The 15,622-nt window shown below is 38.3% G+C and carries 16 protein-coding genes and 2 riboswitches; of the genes, 13 read left to right on the plus strand and 3 right to left on the minus strand.

From position 1 onward, the window contains the following. Positions 1-32: 32 nt before the first annotated feature. Complete coding sequence (locus AC4NPH_RS02160; protein ID WP_013057239.1) at positions 33-854, plus strand: alpha/beta fold hydrolase; 822 nt, start codon at positions 33-35, stop codon at positions 852-854. On the opposite strand, the gene AC4NPH_RS02165 is transcribed toward AC4NPH_RS02160, so the two are convergent. Next, complete coding sequence (locus AC4NPH_RS02165; protein WP_053487310.1) at positions 840-1,481, minus strand: LysE family transporter; 642 nt, start codon at positions 1,479-1,481, stop codon at positions 840-842. The genes AC4NPH_RS02160 and AC4NPH_RS02165 overlap by 15 nt on opposite strands. A 152-nt stretch (positions 1,482-1,633) precedes the next feature. Here AC4NPH_RS02165 and AC4NPH_RS02170 point away from each other — a divergent pair, with 152 nt between their 5' ends. The 5 genes from AC4NPH_RS02170 (at position 1,634) to AC4NPH_RS02190 (ending at position 4,347) form a co-directional block, all read left to right on the plus strand. After that, on the plus strand, positions 1,634-2,401 hold the full coding sequence (locus AC4NPH_RS02170; RefSeq protein ID WP_063671688.1) for a YqcI/YcgG family protein: 768 nt from the start codon (positions 1,634-1,636) through the stop codon (positions 2,399-2,401). Further along, positions 2,376-2,684, plus strand: a complete 309-nt coding sequence (locus tag AC4NPH_RS02175; protein ID WP_098196536.1) for a cupin domain-containing protein — start codon at positions 2,376-2,378, stop codon at positions 2,682-2,684. The genes AC4NPH_RS02170 and AC4NPH_RS02175 overlap by 26 nt, the downstream gene beginning before the upstream one ends. Before the next feature lie 21 nt (positions 2,685-2,705). Further along, positions 2,706-3,293 carry a cysteine hydrolase family protein gene (locus AC4NPH_RS02180; RefSeq protein WP_013057235.1) on the plus strand — a complete coding sequence of 196 codons (588 nt, stop codon included), beginning with the start codon at positions 2,706-2,708 and terminating at the stop codon, positions 3,291-3,293. Between the two features lie 90 nt (positions 3,294-3,383). Beyond that, positions 3,384-3,875 carry a GNAT family N-acetyltransferase gene (locus AC4NPH_RS02185; protein WP_013057234.1) on the plus strand — a complete coding sequence of 164 codons (492 nt, stop codon included), beginning with the start codon at positions 3,384-3,386 and terminating at the stop codon, positions 3,873-3,875. A 103-nt stretch (positions 3,876-3,978) separates the two neighbouring features. Then, on the plus strand, positions 3,979-4,347 hold the full coding sequence (locus AC4NPH_RS02190) for a hypothetical protein (protein ID WP_041816569.1): 369 nt from the start codon (positions 3,979-3,981) through the stop codon (positions 4,345-4,347). Between the two features lie 35 nt (positions 4,348-4,382). Here the strand turns inward: AC4NPH_RS02190 and AC4NPH_RS02195 are convergent, their stop codons facing one another. After that, positions 4,383-5,822, minus strand: a complete 1,440-nt coding sequence (locus AC4NPH_RS02195) for an amino acid permease (protein ID WP_013057233.1) — start codon at positions 5,820-5,822, stop codon at positions 4,383-4,385. 102 nt (positions 5,823-5,924) lie between these two features. Further along, positions 5,925-6,109, minus strand: a riboswitch (Lysine riboswitch). 174 nt (positions 6,110-6,283) lie between these two features. After that, positions 6,284-6,384: riboswitch (TPP riboswitch) on the plus strand. 32 nt (positions 6,385-6,416) lie between these two features. Here AC4NPH_RS02195 and thiT point away from each other — a divergent pair. From thiT to AC4NPH_RS02230, 7 genes are all read left to right on the plus strand, one after another. Further along, on the plus strand, positions 6,417-7,022 hold the full coding sequence (gene thiT / locus AC4NPH_RS02200) for an energy-coupled thiamine transporter ThiT (protein WP_049787051.1): 606 nt from the start codon (positions 6,417-6,419) through the stop codon (positions 7,020-7,022). Positions 7,023-7,177: 155 nt separating this feature from the next. After that, on the plus strand, positions 7,178-8,596 hold the full coding sequence (locus AC4NPH_RS02205; RefSeq protein WP_061859799.1) for an ethanolamine ammonia-lyase reactivating factor EutA: 1,419 nt from the start codon (positions 7,178-7,180) through the stop codon (positions 8,594-8,596). A gap of 26 nt (positions 8,597-8,622) precedes the next feature. Continuing rightward, positions 8,623-9,993, plus strand: a complete 1,371-nt coding sequence (locus AC4NPH_RS02210) for an ethanolamine ammonia-lyase subunit EutB (protein WP_491938549.1) — start codon at positions 8,623-8,625, stop codon at positions 9,991-9,993. Positions 9,994-10,007: 14 nt separating this feature from the next. Continuing rightward, positions 10,008-10,721, plus strand: a complete 714-nt coding sequence (gene eutC / locus AC4NPH_RS02215; protein ID WP_013057229.1) for an ethanolamine ammonia-lyase subunit EutC — start codon at positions 10,008-10,010, stop codon at positions 10,719-10,721. A 21-nt stretch (positions 10,722-10,742) separates the two neighbouring features. After that, positions 10,743-12,092 carry an ethanolamine permease gene (eat, locus tag AC4NPH_RS02220; RefSeq protein WP_491938550.1) on the plus strand — a complete coding sequence of 450 codons (1,350 nt, stop codon included), beginning with the start codon at positions 10,743-10,745 and terminating at the stop codon, positions 12,090-12,092. A 140-nt stretch (positions 12,093-12,232) separates the two neighbouring features. Then, entirely contained in the window at positions 12,233-13,165 is a 933-nt protein-coding gene (locus tag AC4NPH_RS02225; RefSeq protein ID WP_098196534.1) for a TcaA NTF2-like domain-containing protein, read from the plus strand. 47 nt (positions 13,166-13,212) lie between these two features. Continuing rightward, entirely contained in the window at positions 13,213-14,403 is a 1,191-nt protein-coding gene (locus AC4NPH_RS02230) for a TcaA NTF2-like domain-containing protein (protein WP_063671676.1), read from the plus strand. Positions 14,404-14,456: 53 nt separating this feature from the next. On the opposite strand, the gene AC4NPH_RS02235 is transcribed toward AC4NPH_RS02230, so the two are convergent. Further along, on the minus strand, positions 14,457-15,452 hold the full coding sequence (locus AC4NPH_RS02235; RefSeq protein ID WP_240530770.1) for a DUF3231 family protein: 996 nt from the start codon (positions 15,450-15,452) through the stop codon (positions 14,457-14,459). Between the last annotated feature and the right edge of the window lie 170 nt (positions 15,453-15,622).

Below are 15,622 nucleotides of genomic sequence, written 5' to 3' on the forward strand. Positions count from 1 at the left end.
ATATATAAAAGAACATCTAGGAGGTGTTATAGATGAACTATTTTATTCACGTAACTCCTAAGACTAAACTCTTTGTTCGGGATATTGGAAAAGGGGAACCCGTTCTTTTCCTCCACGGGTGGCCTGTTAACGCTAAAATGTACGAATACCAATTTACCACGTTGCCGGCCCGCGGTATTCGATGTATCGCTCCTGATCTTCGCGGATTCGGAAAATCAGATGCGCCTTTCACCGGCTATTCTTACAATCAATTAGCGGATGATATTCGAATGTTAGTAGAAAGACTGGAGCTTAAAAATTATACGCTCGTAGGCTTTTCTATGGGGGGAGCCATTGCCATTCGATATATGAGCAGACATTTAGGATATGGCGTGAAGAAGTTAATTTTATTAGGAGCAGCGGCTCCTAGCTTTATTCAAAAAACTGATTTTCCATATGGACTTCCTTCTGAAGAAGTAAATACAATTATTCAAAATACGTATAGAGATCGTCCTAACATGCTTGAAGAGTTTGGCAAAAAGTTTTTTAATCAGCCTATTAGCTCAGCTTTTAGAGGGTGGTTTCAAGATTTAGGTTTAGAGGCATCCGGTCATGGAACGATTAAAACTGCGGTGTCTTTACGAGACGAAGACTTGCGAGAGGATTTGAGTCAAATTTTCGCTGAGACATATATATTACACGGAAAAAAAGATCAAATTTGTCCATTTGATCTTGCAAAAGTTATGAATCGTCATATTTCATTTTCTACACTTCTTCCATTTGAAAATAGTGGACACGGTCTTTTTTATGATGAACGTGAGAAAGTAAATGACACTCTTATTGAACTCATTGCTAAAAGCTCAGCCTATAAGTAAGGATATACATTTAAAACCGAATTGGCAGCCAAATAAAAAAAGTAAAAAACCGGCACCTAACGTAATGAAGCGAAGAAGCTTAGGCGTAATAAATTTTCTTGTAAAATGAATGCTGCTGGCAATATTTAAATTCCAAAGAAGGATGCCAAAGATAATAAAGAAACTGTGAAAAAAGACAGATAGCCACGTTTGACTTTGGAGGCTTTCGCTTAAGCTTGACCCAAATACACCAAACCAAAACAAAATATTTAAAGGGTTCATAAGAGCAATGAAGAAACCTGTAAAAAACGACTTATCTCTTTTAATAGAGGGTTTGTTTACATCTATTGAAAAGGAACGAGAAACAGCTTGTTTCATACTTTGAAAGCCAACAAATGTGAGCATGACAAAACCAGTTGCATACAGGGAAACAGTAACAGCCTGCATCTGAACAAAGGGCGTTAACCCTATTAAAATGAGGAGCATAAATAAAATATCAGCCGTCATGCCTCCTAAACCAACTAGCCAAGAAGCCCAAAATCCTCTTGTCAACCCTTTTTTAATCATCTCTATATTAATTGGACCTACCGGTGCTGCGAGACTAATACCTAGAATTATTTGTTTTATAGCAATCAAAAACCACTCCACAAACACAGCCTCCTTTCTAACTTGTCCAATAGTAGCTTATATATATATAGATTAGAGTTTTATAATTTAGAAGCGGCATTTAGTTAAAAATGCTCATAAACTTTCTTTTCTTTAATACACATGTAACGTTGAGTTCCATAAGGAGGGTTTTAATGGCATCAAAAATGCTTTTTCGAGCCAATGAGATTTTAGAGTCAACGCATGTCCCGTTTTGGGGAAAAGATGCTTTTCAATATTTCCAAAGCGATATATTATCAGAAGAAAATCCATTTCCTTGTATATTAGGGGTAGAAGGCTTTAAAAAAGATTTACTGCGTTTTTCATTTGTGACTACTCCTTATAACTACCAAGATATTAGGAATGCAGCGTCGGCACTTAGAGAATACATAGATACGTTCAAGACCATAGGTCGCTATACATCTTTTGTGTTATTCTTTAAGCCTGAACATAAAGAACGATCAATGGAAGAGTACGAAACGATGTTTTGGGATACGCTGACGTTTCTTCATCAAATTGATCAAAAGAAATGGCCGCAAGACATTCCAAAAGATCCAAAAGATCCATTATGGGAATTTTGCTTTCACGGAGAACCTATTTTTGTCGTATGTAATACGCCTGCTCATTCTTTTCGTAAAAGCCGTAAGAGCAGAGGATTTATGATTACATTTCAGCCTCGGTGGGTCTTTGAAGGTATGACAGGAGATTCAAAAATAGGGCGGCACGTACAAAAGGTGGTCCGCGATCGGTTAAAAACATATGATGACGTATCAGCTCACCCTGAGTTAGGATGGTATGGACAGCAGGGAAACCGAGAGTGGAAGCAATATTTTTTACATGATGATAACAACTATACTACCGGACAGTGTCCGTTTAAATTAAAAAGGAGTGAGCAGCATGGACGTAAAAAAAGCCTCTATTAAAAAAGGAGTTGGCGGAAAGTTTGAAGAAGTAGTTAAAGAACTGCTTCCGGCGTATACTGGATACGTTGAAGTACAGCACGATATTGCTTTTCAAACGCACCCATCTCATACGCATCCAACTGATGAAATTCTTCATATACTTGAAGGATCTATTTATTTTACAGTTGAACGTGATACGGTTCTATGTCAGGCAGGAGATCGGATACATTTACCGAAACAAACGGTTCATTCTTCAAAAGCCGGTCCTGATGGGTGCACATACGTTATTTCCATTTTAAAATAAAGACGAAAGAAGATGATGCTTATGCTACGTTCCCGACCAGTGCTGCTGCTTATCGATGTACAAGAAGGATTTTATTCACCCGAGTGGGGGGAAAGAAACAATTTAGATGCAGAAAAACATATGCTGACGCTGCTGCAAGCATGGAGGCGCCAAGATTATCCTGTCATTCACGTACAGCATGCATCAGGAAATCCAAATTCTCCTTTACACCCAAGTTCGAAGGGGTTTCAGTTCAAAGAAGGATTTGGTCCACAAGAAGATGAATACTTAATTCGCAAACACGTGAACAGCTGCTTCATTGGAACAGAGCTAGACAGTTATTTAAAAGCAAATGGCTATGATACGCTTATCTTAATAGGACTAACTACTAATCACTGCGTCTCTACGACTGCTCGCATGGCTGGAAATCTAGGGTACAGGACGTACGTTGTAAACGATGCAACAGCTTGCTTTGATTGTATGTCCTACGATGGAAAAACAAGGCTTCCTGCAGAAGATGTACATACATTCGCATTGTCTTCTTTGCATGAGGAGTTTGCAACGGTCGTTTCTACAAAAGAGACACTTCAAGTTCTTCAAACCTTTCAATATGCTCAAAATCATAACTGATGTGCATGCGCACATCGGTTTTTTATGTAGATTATGTTTATTAAAAGAAGTAAAATAAAGATAATTCTATACTATAAGGAGTTTGTACATATGATCATTCGTTATGCTAAAGAAGAAGATTTACCTATGCTTGTTGAAATTTATAACCAGTCTGTTCAAACAAGTGCTGCTACTTTTGATTTAACGACTGTAACAGTAGAGCAAAGAAGGAGCTGGTTTGATAATCACATTAGCAATGAACTTTTTCCGCTTATTGTAGCGGAAAAAGATGGGGTAGTAGCGGGCTATGCTTCGCTTTCTTCTTATCGAGATAAAGAGGCGTACATTCAAACGGTAGAGCTGTCGATTTATATTGATAAAAACCAGCAGGGACATGGCATTGGAAAACAGCTTATGAAGCGGATTTTGGAATTAGCTAAAGAACTCAACCATCACGTTGTCATTTCAGGGATTACAAAAGGGAATGATATCAGTGTCAAAATGCATGAGCAATTTAATTTTACATTTTGCGGAGAATTTAAAGAAGTAGGCTGGAAATTTGATCAGTGGCAAGATGTGCTTTTTTATCAGCTTATTTTATAAGATGTATGACACCTTTACACATTGTAACGTTTTAGTTTCGTGTGTAAAGGTTATTAACATAATAAGTCGTTTTATTATGTTAATACGAAAGGTGTTAGCTATCATGAATACACATTTTCAATATCAGCATCTAAGAGCTATTCCGAAAAGATGGTCCAAAAAAGAGCTGCATATCCAGCTGAATAGAATCAAGCACAATTCTGAACTATCTACTATAGCAGCAGATCTGCTTTTTCATCTGTTAGAATGTACCCATTCGGGCCTTCAAACTAAACAAGAAATCATAGACTACATCCAAAGCATTCCTACTCATCAACTTCCATCTTTTGTAACCCATTTAAGCAGGTTAATTCAGCATATTTATTATATAGAAGCTGCTGATTACTGTAATCGTCCCCTCAAAGGTTATATGCTTGTTATGAAAAACCAGCCCGCCCATATATCTCTTCATTTTGCTGATCAGATCACATAAAAAAGCTCTCTATTCAAAAGAATAGAGAGCTTTTTTTATTCGTATTTTTTCACTGTTACTTGACATTCTTTTAACGGGATAAGTTTCGACTTTTTCGTCCATTTGTATCCTAACCAAACAATTAAGAATAAAGGCAGTCCGATATAGGAAACAAGTACACCGTACCAGTCAATCGAGTCACCCATAAACGCCGAATAGTTTTGGCCTAAAATAACAACGGCACATAAAATAAAGGCAAAGATAGGGCCAAACGGGAAAAGTTTTGCATGATATGGAAGTTCACTCAAATCATGACCTTGGGCAACAAATGCTCTTCTAAAACGATAGTGGCTGATTGCAATTCCTAACCAAGCAATAAAACCAGACATACCAGAAGCGTTAAGTAACCACGTGTATACCGCACCGTCTCCAAAAAATGAAGCACCAAATGCAAGTGTACCGACAAGTGCCGTTGCGATCAAAGCATTAACCGGAACGCCTCGTTTATTTACTTTTGCTAAGAACCTCGGTGCTTTTCCATCTTTCGCTAAGTTCCACAGCATACGCGTAGAAGCATACATACCTGAGTTACCAGCAGATAAAACGGCTGTTAAAATAACGGCATTGATAGCTGATGCTGCAAACGCCAGACCTGCTCGTTCGAATATTAGAGTAAACGGACTGACCCGCACATCATCACTTGCTAATGAATCCGCTGTGTATGGAATAAGCATCCCAATAACAAAAATAGCTAAAATATAAAATAACAAGATGCGCCAGAAGACTTGTTTAACTGCGCGAGGAACCGTTTTTTCCGGATCTTCACTTTCTCCAGCTGCGACTCCAAGCAACTCTGTTCCTTGGAATGAAAAACCAGCAGCCATAAAAATACCTAAGACAGTAAAGAATCCACCGTGAATGGGTCCATCACCAAGCGTGAAGTTTTTAAAACCTGGTGCTTCATTGTTAAAGATACCAAAAATCATCATAATACCAATAACTAAAAAGATGATAACCGTTACTACTTTAATTAATGAAAACCAAAATTCAGATTCGCCAAATCCTTTTACAGAAAGGTAGTTAAGCCCAAACATAATTAATAAAAACAGGGCACTCCATAAAATAGAAGAAGAGTTTGGGAACCAAAATTTCATAATAAGGGCTCCAGCAGATAATTCAGCTGCAATTGTAATAGCCCAGTTATACCAATAGTTCCAGCCGAGAGCGAAACCAAAGGATGGATCTACAAACCGAGACGCATACGTACTAAACGAACCAGCTTCAGGCATATAAGCTGCGAGCTCCGCCAGGCTGGTCATCAAAAAGTAAACCATGACACCAATAATAGCGTAAGCTAAAAGCGCTCCCCCAGGTCCTGCTGTGTGAATTGCTCCACCACTTGCTAGGAATAAGCCGGTTCCGATGGCTCCTCCTAATGAAATCATCGTTAAGTGGCGAGATTTCAACCCACGTTTTAATTCTTGCTGCTCTTGCATAGATAAATACTCCTTTCGAATGTACGGAAAGAGACGGGATAACATAAAAAAAGCCCGCAGTATATGTGCGCGCTTTTAAATCTGAAAACCGCGTCAACCTTCCGTGAAGATAGCTCTTCACATCACTTGCATGATGTGACAGTTCTGTTCCTGTTCGGAGACAGCCCCAGCTTAAATCAACAGAGAAGTGATCTAAACTTCGGCAATTTTTCCTTTCAAGCAACATCCTCAATGTTCTCTGCATTTCCGTTGCTTTACTATTAAAAACTGCGACCTCTACCTCATCGATTAGGATGAGGGTTTTTTATATTCATTTGACATAAAAGAAGTATATCAAATACTAAAACGATTGTCATTATAAAAAATAGATTCAGAAAATAGAAACATCTTTGAAATCTCTCGAATCTATTTTGTTACATATGGTATAATAAATGTTGTCATAATACTACATAAATATCCGAACGTACCACAGGGGGAGCCGCCGTGCTGAGAGTGAACAAATTGTTCAGACCCTTCGAACCTGTTAGTTAACGCTAGCGTAGGAATGTGGGAATAGTAGCATATATTTGCTTACTCCTGTGTAAACCGTTTGATATGAATGATTCAAAAACAGGAGTGAGAAACGTGAATAAAGCATTACCCTTACAGGCTAAAATTGAAATAGCTATTTTTGCAGCATTAGCACTTCTACTTGATCTTTTGCCTTCCATTAAGATTGCAACGGCTGTGAGTATTTCGTTCTCCATGGTGCCCATTTTTATTATGTGCTTTCGCTGGGGAGTAAAAGGCGGGGCTCTATCTGGTCTATTATGGGGGCTGTTGCAGTTGGCAACAGGAACGGCTTATATTTTAACAGCGCTGCAAACGTTTATTGAATATATTGTGGCTTTTGCTTTTATAGGTTTTGGAGGTGTTTTTTCGCAATCTATTAAAACAAATTTAGCTAACAATAACAGATCAAAAGCTTTTGTTTTGATTGTTTTATCCCTTGTTATCGGCAGCTTCGCACGGTATTTCTGGCACTTTATTGCGGGTATTATTTTCTGGGGATCATACGCGCCAAAGGGCATGTCCGCTCTGTGGTATTCTTTTTCAATGAACGGGATTTCAATGGTAGGGTCACTAATTGCCTGCTTAGTCATTCTTTCACTATTAATTCCATCCGCATCAAGAATGATTGTAACTAAATCACACTCATAATAAAAAAGACTAAATCTACCAAGATTTAGTCTTTTTGTCATTTGTCACCTTTGTTTACACAAAAGTGTGTCAGGTTTGATAACATAGTTAGTGAAATATTCAAAAAACTGTTTTATGATAATCACCATATTCAAACGAGATAAGGGATTGATAGCATGCTACAGAAATGGATCACGAGCATAGGTTTAGATATTGGAACAAGCACAACAAAACTGATTGTAAGCAAGCTGCTAATAGCAAATCAACAAAATCAGTTTACGCTGCCAGGCTGTCAAATTATTGATCGTCGCGTAACGTATGCAAGTTCTATCTATACCACCCCTATGCTAAACGATGTTGAAATCGATGTTCAAAGATTAACGGTACTACTAGAACAAGAGTATAAGAATGCAGGAATCTCCTTAGATCAAGTGGAGGCGGGCGCTGTAATCATTACAGGAGAAACGGCTAGAAAGCAAAATGCAGAAAGTATCGTTCACTATCTAGCCGAACATGCTGGGGGTTTTGTTGTTGCAACAGCCGGCGCTGACTTGGAAGGAATATTAGCAGCAAAAGGATCAGGAGCAATCGAACGTTCTGCTGAAACAAATGCAGTAATTGCCAATATTGATGTAGGAGGAGGCACTGCTAACATCGCTTTATGTCAAAATGGAAAAGTGATAGAAACGTTTACACTGCATGTAGGCGGGAGATTAATTCGACTAAATGAAGACGGTCTTGTTACCTACGTTTCGTCTCATTTAACTGAATTTTTGAAAAATAATTCTTTAACACTGCGAGAAGGTGAAAAAGCAACATTTGAAAAGCTCTCGTCTATCTGTCAATTACTAGCTGAAGAAACCGTGAATTATGTAAAAGCGCTGAATCAAAATTCCTCGCTGCTCGTTTCTCCTCATACAAGATCTTCTATACCTCCTGAAACGATCATGGTTTCAGGAGGAGTAGGAGCAATGATGGAGAAGCAAAAGCCAAAAACAGTGAAGGAAGTGGCCATACACGGGGACGTTGGTCCGCTTCTAGCATATCATTTTCAATCCATCCAAGTATCTCAAGCCGCTGAGACAACGCGCGCTACTGTCATTGGAGCTGGTATGCAAAATACAGAAGTTAGCGGATCAACCGTATACATTAAGTCTAAAAAACTGCCGCTGAAAAACATTCCGATTATAGAAATACCCGTACAGCCAGAGGAGGAGTGGAATCCGCAGCTGTTTCAAGAAAGAGCTCGAGCGTCATGTATGCAGGCTTCAACTATTTTCAGTGCAGAAGATCCTCCCGTTGCTATTGCTTTATCTCATTTTCCTTACTGCAGCTATAAGATGCTGCAAGAATTAGCAAAAGTAATAAGCGCTGAATTTATTGCTTGTTTTAAGAGAGCTAAGTGCCTCGTTGTTTTATGCGAGCAAGATATTGCAAAAGCCTTAGGACAAGCACTAGCTAAACAGAGAAAAGAGTTAGAAATTATTTGTTTAGATCAAATTGATTTTACACACGGAGATTACATCGATCTAGGGTTACCAGTAGCTGGAGAAGCAATCTCTGTTTCCGTTAAAACGCTCGCTTTTTCATCCTAATCCACTAAATATACAAGGAGGAAACGATGTTTAAAACTACAAGATTATTAGGAGAAACATTTTTATTTTATAGCTTAAAAGAAATCATGGCCAAAGCAAACGAAGAACGTTCTGGAGATCAGCTAGCAGGAATTAGCGCCGAGTCAATGAAAGAACGAATGGCAGCCAAACAAGTTCTAGCTGATATCACACTTGCTGATATTCGAAACTACCCGCTGCTCAGCGCAGATGAAGACAACGTCTCGGCGTTAATCGAAAGTCAGATTGATTCATCTGTTTACGATGTGATCAAAAATTGGACAGTAGGAGATTTAAGAGAATACATTTTATCCGATCAGCATACCGGAGAAGACCTTCTTGCGCTTAGCAAAGGATTAAGCAGCGAAATGATTGCGGCAGCTACTAAAATTATGTCCAATTTAGATTTAATTCAAGGAGCAGCCAAAATAGAAGTGCAAACTACTTGTCAAACGACTATCGGCCAAAAAGGCGTATTGGCTTCAAGAGCCCAGCCTAATCATCCTTCAGATAACTTAAAAGGAATGAGAGCATCTCTCTACGAAGCGTTAAGCTATGGAATTGGGGATGCGGTTATTGGAATTAACCCCGTTATTGACACAACGGATAATATCTATGCGCTTTTAAATGAAACAAAAAATATAATCAATGAATGGTCCATCCCTACTCAAAACTGTGTGTTATCACATGTAACAAGTCAGATGAGAGCAATCGAAAAAGGAGCATCCGCGGACTTGATTTTTCAAAGTTTAGCAGGAACAGAAGCCGGTAATGACTCATTTGGGATTTCACTGTCTATGCTCGATGAAGCAACAGCGTTAATTCATGAAAAAGGTACAGCAAAAGGTCCGAACCGCTGGTATTTTGAAACAGGACAAGGTTCTGAACTGTCAGCAGAAGCTCACTATAATATTGATCAAGTAACGCTCGAAGCTAGATGCTACGGCTTAGCTCGTCACTACAAGCCTTTCTTAGTTAACACGGTTGTTGGATTTATTGGACCTGAATATTTATATAACAGCAAACAAGTCCTACGAGCTGGGCTAGAAGATCACTTTATGGGCAAAATGCACGGCTTGCCTATGGGAGTAGACGTATGTTACACCAATCACATGGATGCTGATCAAAATGACATGGATAATTTAAGTATGCTTCTAGGAACAGCTGGAGTGAACTTTGTCATAGGAGTGCCCATGGCTGATGACTGCATGCTAAACTACCAGTCTCTTAGTTATCATGACATCGCAACGGTACGTAATGTGTTAGACCGTAACCCAACGCCGTTATTTCAAAAGTGGCTTGAAGATCAGCGTATTATGGAAAACGGACGCTTTACATCTAGAGCCGGAGACCCAACTATTTTTATGAATTTGATTTAAGGAAGGTGCTTACTATGATACCAAAGTCAAATCGCGATCCGCTTGAAACACTTAAACAATTTACCCCTGCCCGCATAGGTGTCGGCCGTACAGGAACAAGGCCGCTAACAAAAGACGTTTTATCTTTTCGCACGGATCATGCTGCAGCCGTGGATTCTGTATATGGAGCAGTTTCAGAAGATATTTTAGCTGAGTTTAACCTTTTCACTGTGAATACACGCGTGAAGTCAAAAGAACATTATTTAAAACGGCCGGATCAAGGAAGGTTATTAGCAGATAACGCTAAGAAAGAAATTTTTAAAAACTGCGTGCAGCAGCCTGATGTACAAGTAGTAGTCTCAGATGGACTGAGTGCCAAGGCAATCGAAGAAAACATAAGCGACGTGTATCCAGCTTTAATTGACTCCCTGCAGTCATATGGGCTTTGTATCGGGACTTCATTTTTTGTAAAAGGGGGACGAGTTGCATGCATGGATGAAATTGGCGAGATCATAAAGCCAAAAGCACTTGTGCTATTGATTGGAGAGCGACCTGGACTGGTCAGTGCTGAATCAATGAGTGCTTACATGTGCTATGAACCTAGCAAAGGCAAAAAAGAGTCTGATCGTATGGTTATTTCTAATATTCATAAAAGAGGGACGCCTCCTATTGAGGCAGCCGCACATATCGGTACCATGATTGACAAAATGATCAAGCAGCAAACAAGCGGTGTACATCTTATTGTTTAAACATCAAAAGGAGGAGAACGTATGGCGTTACAAAAACAATTAAAACCTATTCATTTATGGGCTATTTCAGTGGGCATGGTTATTTCAGGACAATACTTTGGGTGGAATTACGGGTTTGAACAAGGCGGGATTATTGGGCTTGCAATCGCAACCTTAATTGTAACCGTGTTTTACACAACGTTTATGTTCAGTTATGCAGAGCTTTCAACATCTATCCCGCAAGCCGGCGGACCTTCAGCTTATGCAAGAAGAGCACTTGGACCTTTTGGGGGATATATCGCAGGAATTGCCTGCTTGCTTGAATTTATTTTTGCTCCCCCTGCTATTGCAGTGTCAACAGGAGCATACCTACACTTCCTTATTCCAGCCGTTAACCCTGTATACGCAACGGTAGGTGCCTTTATTTTCTTTGTTTTATTAAATTTAATCGGGGTAAAAGAAGTAGCGGTGATTGAGCTTACAGCTACCATTGTTGCACTAATTGGTTTATCTATTTTTTATGTAGCTGGTTTGCCTCATGTACAAACATCGAATATTTTTAATGATCATTCATTTATTAACGGGCCAAAAGGGGTACTAGCAGCTATTCCATTCGCTGTTTGGTTTTATCTGGCAATAGAAGGAGGAGCAATGGCAGCGGAAGAAGTGGAAAATCCTAAGAAAAACATTCCTAAAGGATTTATTGGAGCGATTATTACTCTAGCAACCGCAACGTTGTTTACACTATTTGTAACAGCAGGACTTGGCGAAGGAAGCGGGAAGCTAGCCGATTATCCACTTCCACAGGCACTGTCTTCTGTATACGGAAACGGCATTTCAACCGTTGTTGCTATTATCGGCCTATTCGGTTTGATTGCTAGCTTAAACGGAATCATCATGGGATTTTCAAGACAAACCTATGCGCTTGCACGAGATGGGTACTTCCCTAAATTTCTTGCTAAAACGAATAAAAAAGGAGTTCCTGTCGGCGGTTTGTTGATTCCGGGAGCAATCGGCGTGATTTGTGCAGGATCTGCAACATTTGCCAATGCACTTATTATCTTATCCGTGTTCGGGGCAATGATGATGTACTGCATCAGTTTAGTTTCTCTTTTTATTTTACGCAAAAAAGAACCTAACTTGTCTCGTCCTTTTAAAGTAAACTACCCGGTCGTGCCAAGCATTGCCTTAGTATTAGGGATTCTGTGCTTGTACAGCATCATAAAATACAGTGTTCTTACAACAAATTTAATGCTGTTTGGCGTTTCTCTACCTTTAATTTATGTGATTCTTGGAATTTTCCTTCTTTCAATTATTTACTATGTCTTATATGGCTCTAGACAGCTCAAAAAAGAAGCAGCCAATTCATATCGAGAAGCATCCATTAAATAGGAGGAAAAACGGCTCGCTGTAAAGGCAAGCCGTTTTTCTTGTAAAATTAAAGGGTTGAGCGTTTTTTTGTAGAATGATATACTAGGTCTGTTTGTTGGAAGAATATACATACATTTATATTAGATAAAGAAGGGGCAATTATGATGAACAAACGTAATACAATCATTATCACGGTTGTTTCATCTATTCTGTTATCAGCCTGTCAGCAAGAAGAAACATTAAAAGACGGAAATACAATGATAGTAGAAAAAGATGCAAAAAAAGTACTAAACGAACCAAAAACACAGGTAGAAAGCATTCAATCAATTGATTTAAATAAAGAAGCAATGAGCGGGAAATTTATTACAGCCTGGATGACTGATTACTTTTCAGCGTTTGGAAAAGCAGTGGATCAAAACTCCTTTGATGATTTAAAAGCTTTTTTGAAAGCGGACAGTTCTTTTTATAAAGAGCAGAACCTTCTTGTTGAAAATTTCACACGCCAAGGCATCGAGCAGAAGAAGCAAACATTTCATATTGTCAATTGGTATGAAGAACCTAACCATGTGTTCAAAATACAAACCCACGAGGAAAGCTTATTAAAGCAGCCGAGTAAAGATCCTTACACTAAAATTTGTGACCGCCTTTATACAGCCGTTTATCAAAACGATACGTTAAAGTTATCGAGTGTAGAACCATTTGACTTTTCATCTAAACCAAATGCAAGCACTGAAACTCCCACTACACAAACAACAGATTTACACGACTACGATGGAAAATGGACCACTGGCAATGATAACGGATCTCCTATCATTCAATTTCTTGCTACATCCAACTCGGAAGCAACGATTAAAATAAATTCGTACCAGCCACCTAGCAAAATCCGCGTGTCAACCGTTGAACAAAAAAATATTCGCTTTGAAAATAACCAAGCAGCCATTAAATATGAAAATGATGGACAAGGAAATAAAGGAACAATTGTCATTACGCTCAAAGAAAATTCCATCTCGTTACTTGCTAAAACAGAACAAAATAAAAAGGCAAAGTGGGGAATTCCAAGCGGTGATTACGTGCTCGATACGTTTGAGAATTAAAGATCATTTTAAAAACAGACTAAATTCGGCATTGAGGAGGACACCTTATGCATAAAAAATGGACGATTGCATTCGTTCTACTGCTACTAATGGTTTTGACAGCCTGTGAAGAAAAAGAGACAGTTAAGTTATCCAAACCAACCGAACCTTCCTCAGATGAAGTGATCCCAAAAGATCAAGCTAAGTCATCTCTTCCTCCTGATCTTGTATCAGAAAAAAAAGCAGAAAAAACTGCGGTTGAGACGATGAACAAAATTTCAAGTACCTATAAAGAATTAGGCCAAGAGTACGAATGGGAAAATGAATCTAACCCTGCTGATTATGAAACGCTAAAAAAAGCGTTAACGCCATACGCAACTTCATCTTTAATTGCAACAAAGCTAAAAAGTATTTCTACTAATTATTACTGCAAAGAATGCAATATGAGCTTTTTTCCTGATGTAACTCATCTTATTCGATTTGAACTTATTAACAATCACGCTGGGCAATTTTCGGTCTCGGCTATTGAGCCAATTAGTAAAGAAGGAAGCGGTGGACTGACCATCTACATGAATTTTAAATACGTCAATAAGCACTGGAAGTTAAATGAATGGGATGAAGTTACCTATCATCAAAAATACCTCAACATTACGGCCGATGAATATATCGAATACGTGAAGTCAATTAATCCTTCTAGTGATATTTCATACCAAGGTGAAACAACCCGTACAAACGAAAAAGGGGAAAAGGAAGAAATCTTGGTTTTCAAAGAGAACAATACAAAGTATGCCATCAGCAAAAACAGCTCTCAGCGAATCGACGATTTTAAAGAAGATAAAAAAGAAAAAGAAGAGAAGGAAGAAAAAGATTTTAATTTAAAAAGCATCCAAAAAGTTGATCAAGAAACAGCGGATATTTTTATTGAACATTATTTGCGAGATTTAACAAAGTCCATTAACACGAATAAATTCGAACACGTACAGCCTTATATCCAGCGGGATAGTGTTTTGTGGAATGATCAAAAGCAGCTTGTGAAAATGCTGTATGAAAGAGACATTCGAGAAGAACTCGTTGATTATTCGGTATTAGACGTGGAATCTGTGAGTGAAGAAGAGGGCGAAGCGGTCTATACAATCCAAACGAAAGAAGTCATTTCAATTACAACGAACGGTCAAAGTCAGGAAAAAGAGTATTATCGAACCTATACCGTTTCCTACAGCAATAAACAGCTGCACCTGACTAAAATTGAATCACTTTAAAAAACATCACGCTCTGCGTGATGTTTTTTATTTACAAATAAGTTCGCAGGATATTAAGATAATTCTTTCCGATCATCTGCTCTTGGCAGTTTTTCGATCCATCCTTTTTTGATCATTATTCGCCCAAAAGAAGAGATGGTTTTTAAATCCCTTAAAATAGAAGCATCACAATGTCCGGCTACGTCTATTCTCATACTAGTTATCATAGCCGCAGCATAATATGTAGTAGCTAAATGGAACAAAAATCCTGCATGAAATACCATTAGTTTATCAGAAAAAGGGGCTACGTCAGAATTTGTAATTTCAGCATCCATCAAGCGCGGAGACTGCAGGTTTTCTTGTTGAAGTAAGGAAGAAAAAATGTTTATATTCTTACTGGCTGTGTGCGAACATTCCTCCATAAAGCTATGGATATCTTTATCTTTCGTTACCTGTTTGAAGCCATTCACAAGCGCTTTAGCTGCGATACTCTTTTTTAAGTTAAAATAAATATTTCCAGCTTCCATTGAGTTCAGCTGTCTTTTGTCTCCAAATAGGTCCATGACATATCCCCATTCTGTAATCGAGTGACCTCTTTCTGTTTTAGAAAAGTAGGGAGATCGTTGATAAATCCCTTTTGATATAAGAATTTCAATAGATTTATTATAAAGGTCCATCGCATCAATATTGCACTGATAATAATGGTCACGTATATCTTTGCGTGCTGAAACACTAAAAGATATACTATATCCAGCTAATCCATGCATAGTCATTTCGTGTATATATACTAACCAAAAGGTGTCCGTAAACAAAGGAGGAGCATCTAGATTTACATCTTTATCAGTAAAGCCAATCGGCAAATCTAATTTTTCAGCTTTAAAAATATCTCTAAGCACGTGCAAATGTTTTTCAGCCAGTTCTAAAGTAAATTCAAAAAGAGAATAAACCTCAAGGTCTTTGACCTTTGCTAACACATATTTACTAATACAAACAGACATGGTGTCTTGGATGTATTGTGTCCATAAACTTGTAATTTCTGATGACGTCAATCTAATTTTCTGATTTTCCAAAGTCGGTACCTCCAATTATTACCTAAACTCCTACTAGTGTTCCCAAAACATCACTGTTTAACACAGCGTAAAATACTTTAGTTAACTAACGCAAGATAACTCTTCCTTATCAAGCGTTCATATGATAAAGTAGAGAAATAAACAGAAAACAGAATTTATTTTACATATAA

This window comes from Priestia sp. MDV22-iso46, from assembly GCF_058629175.1.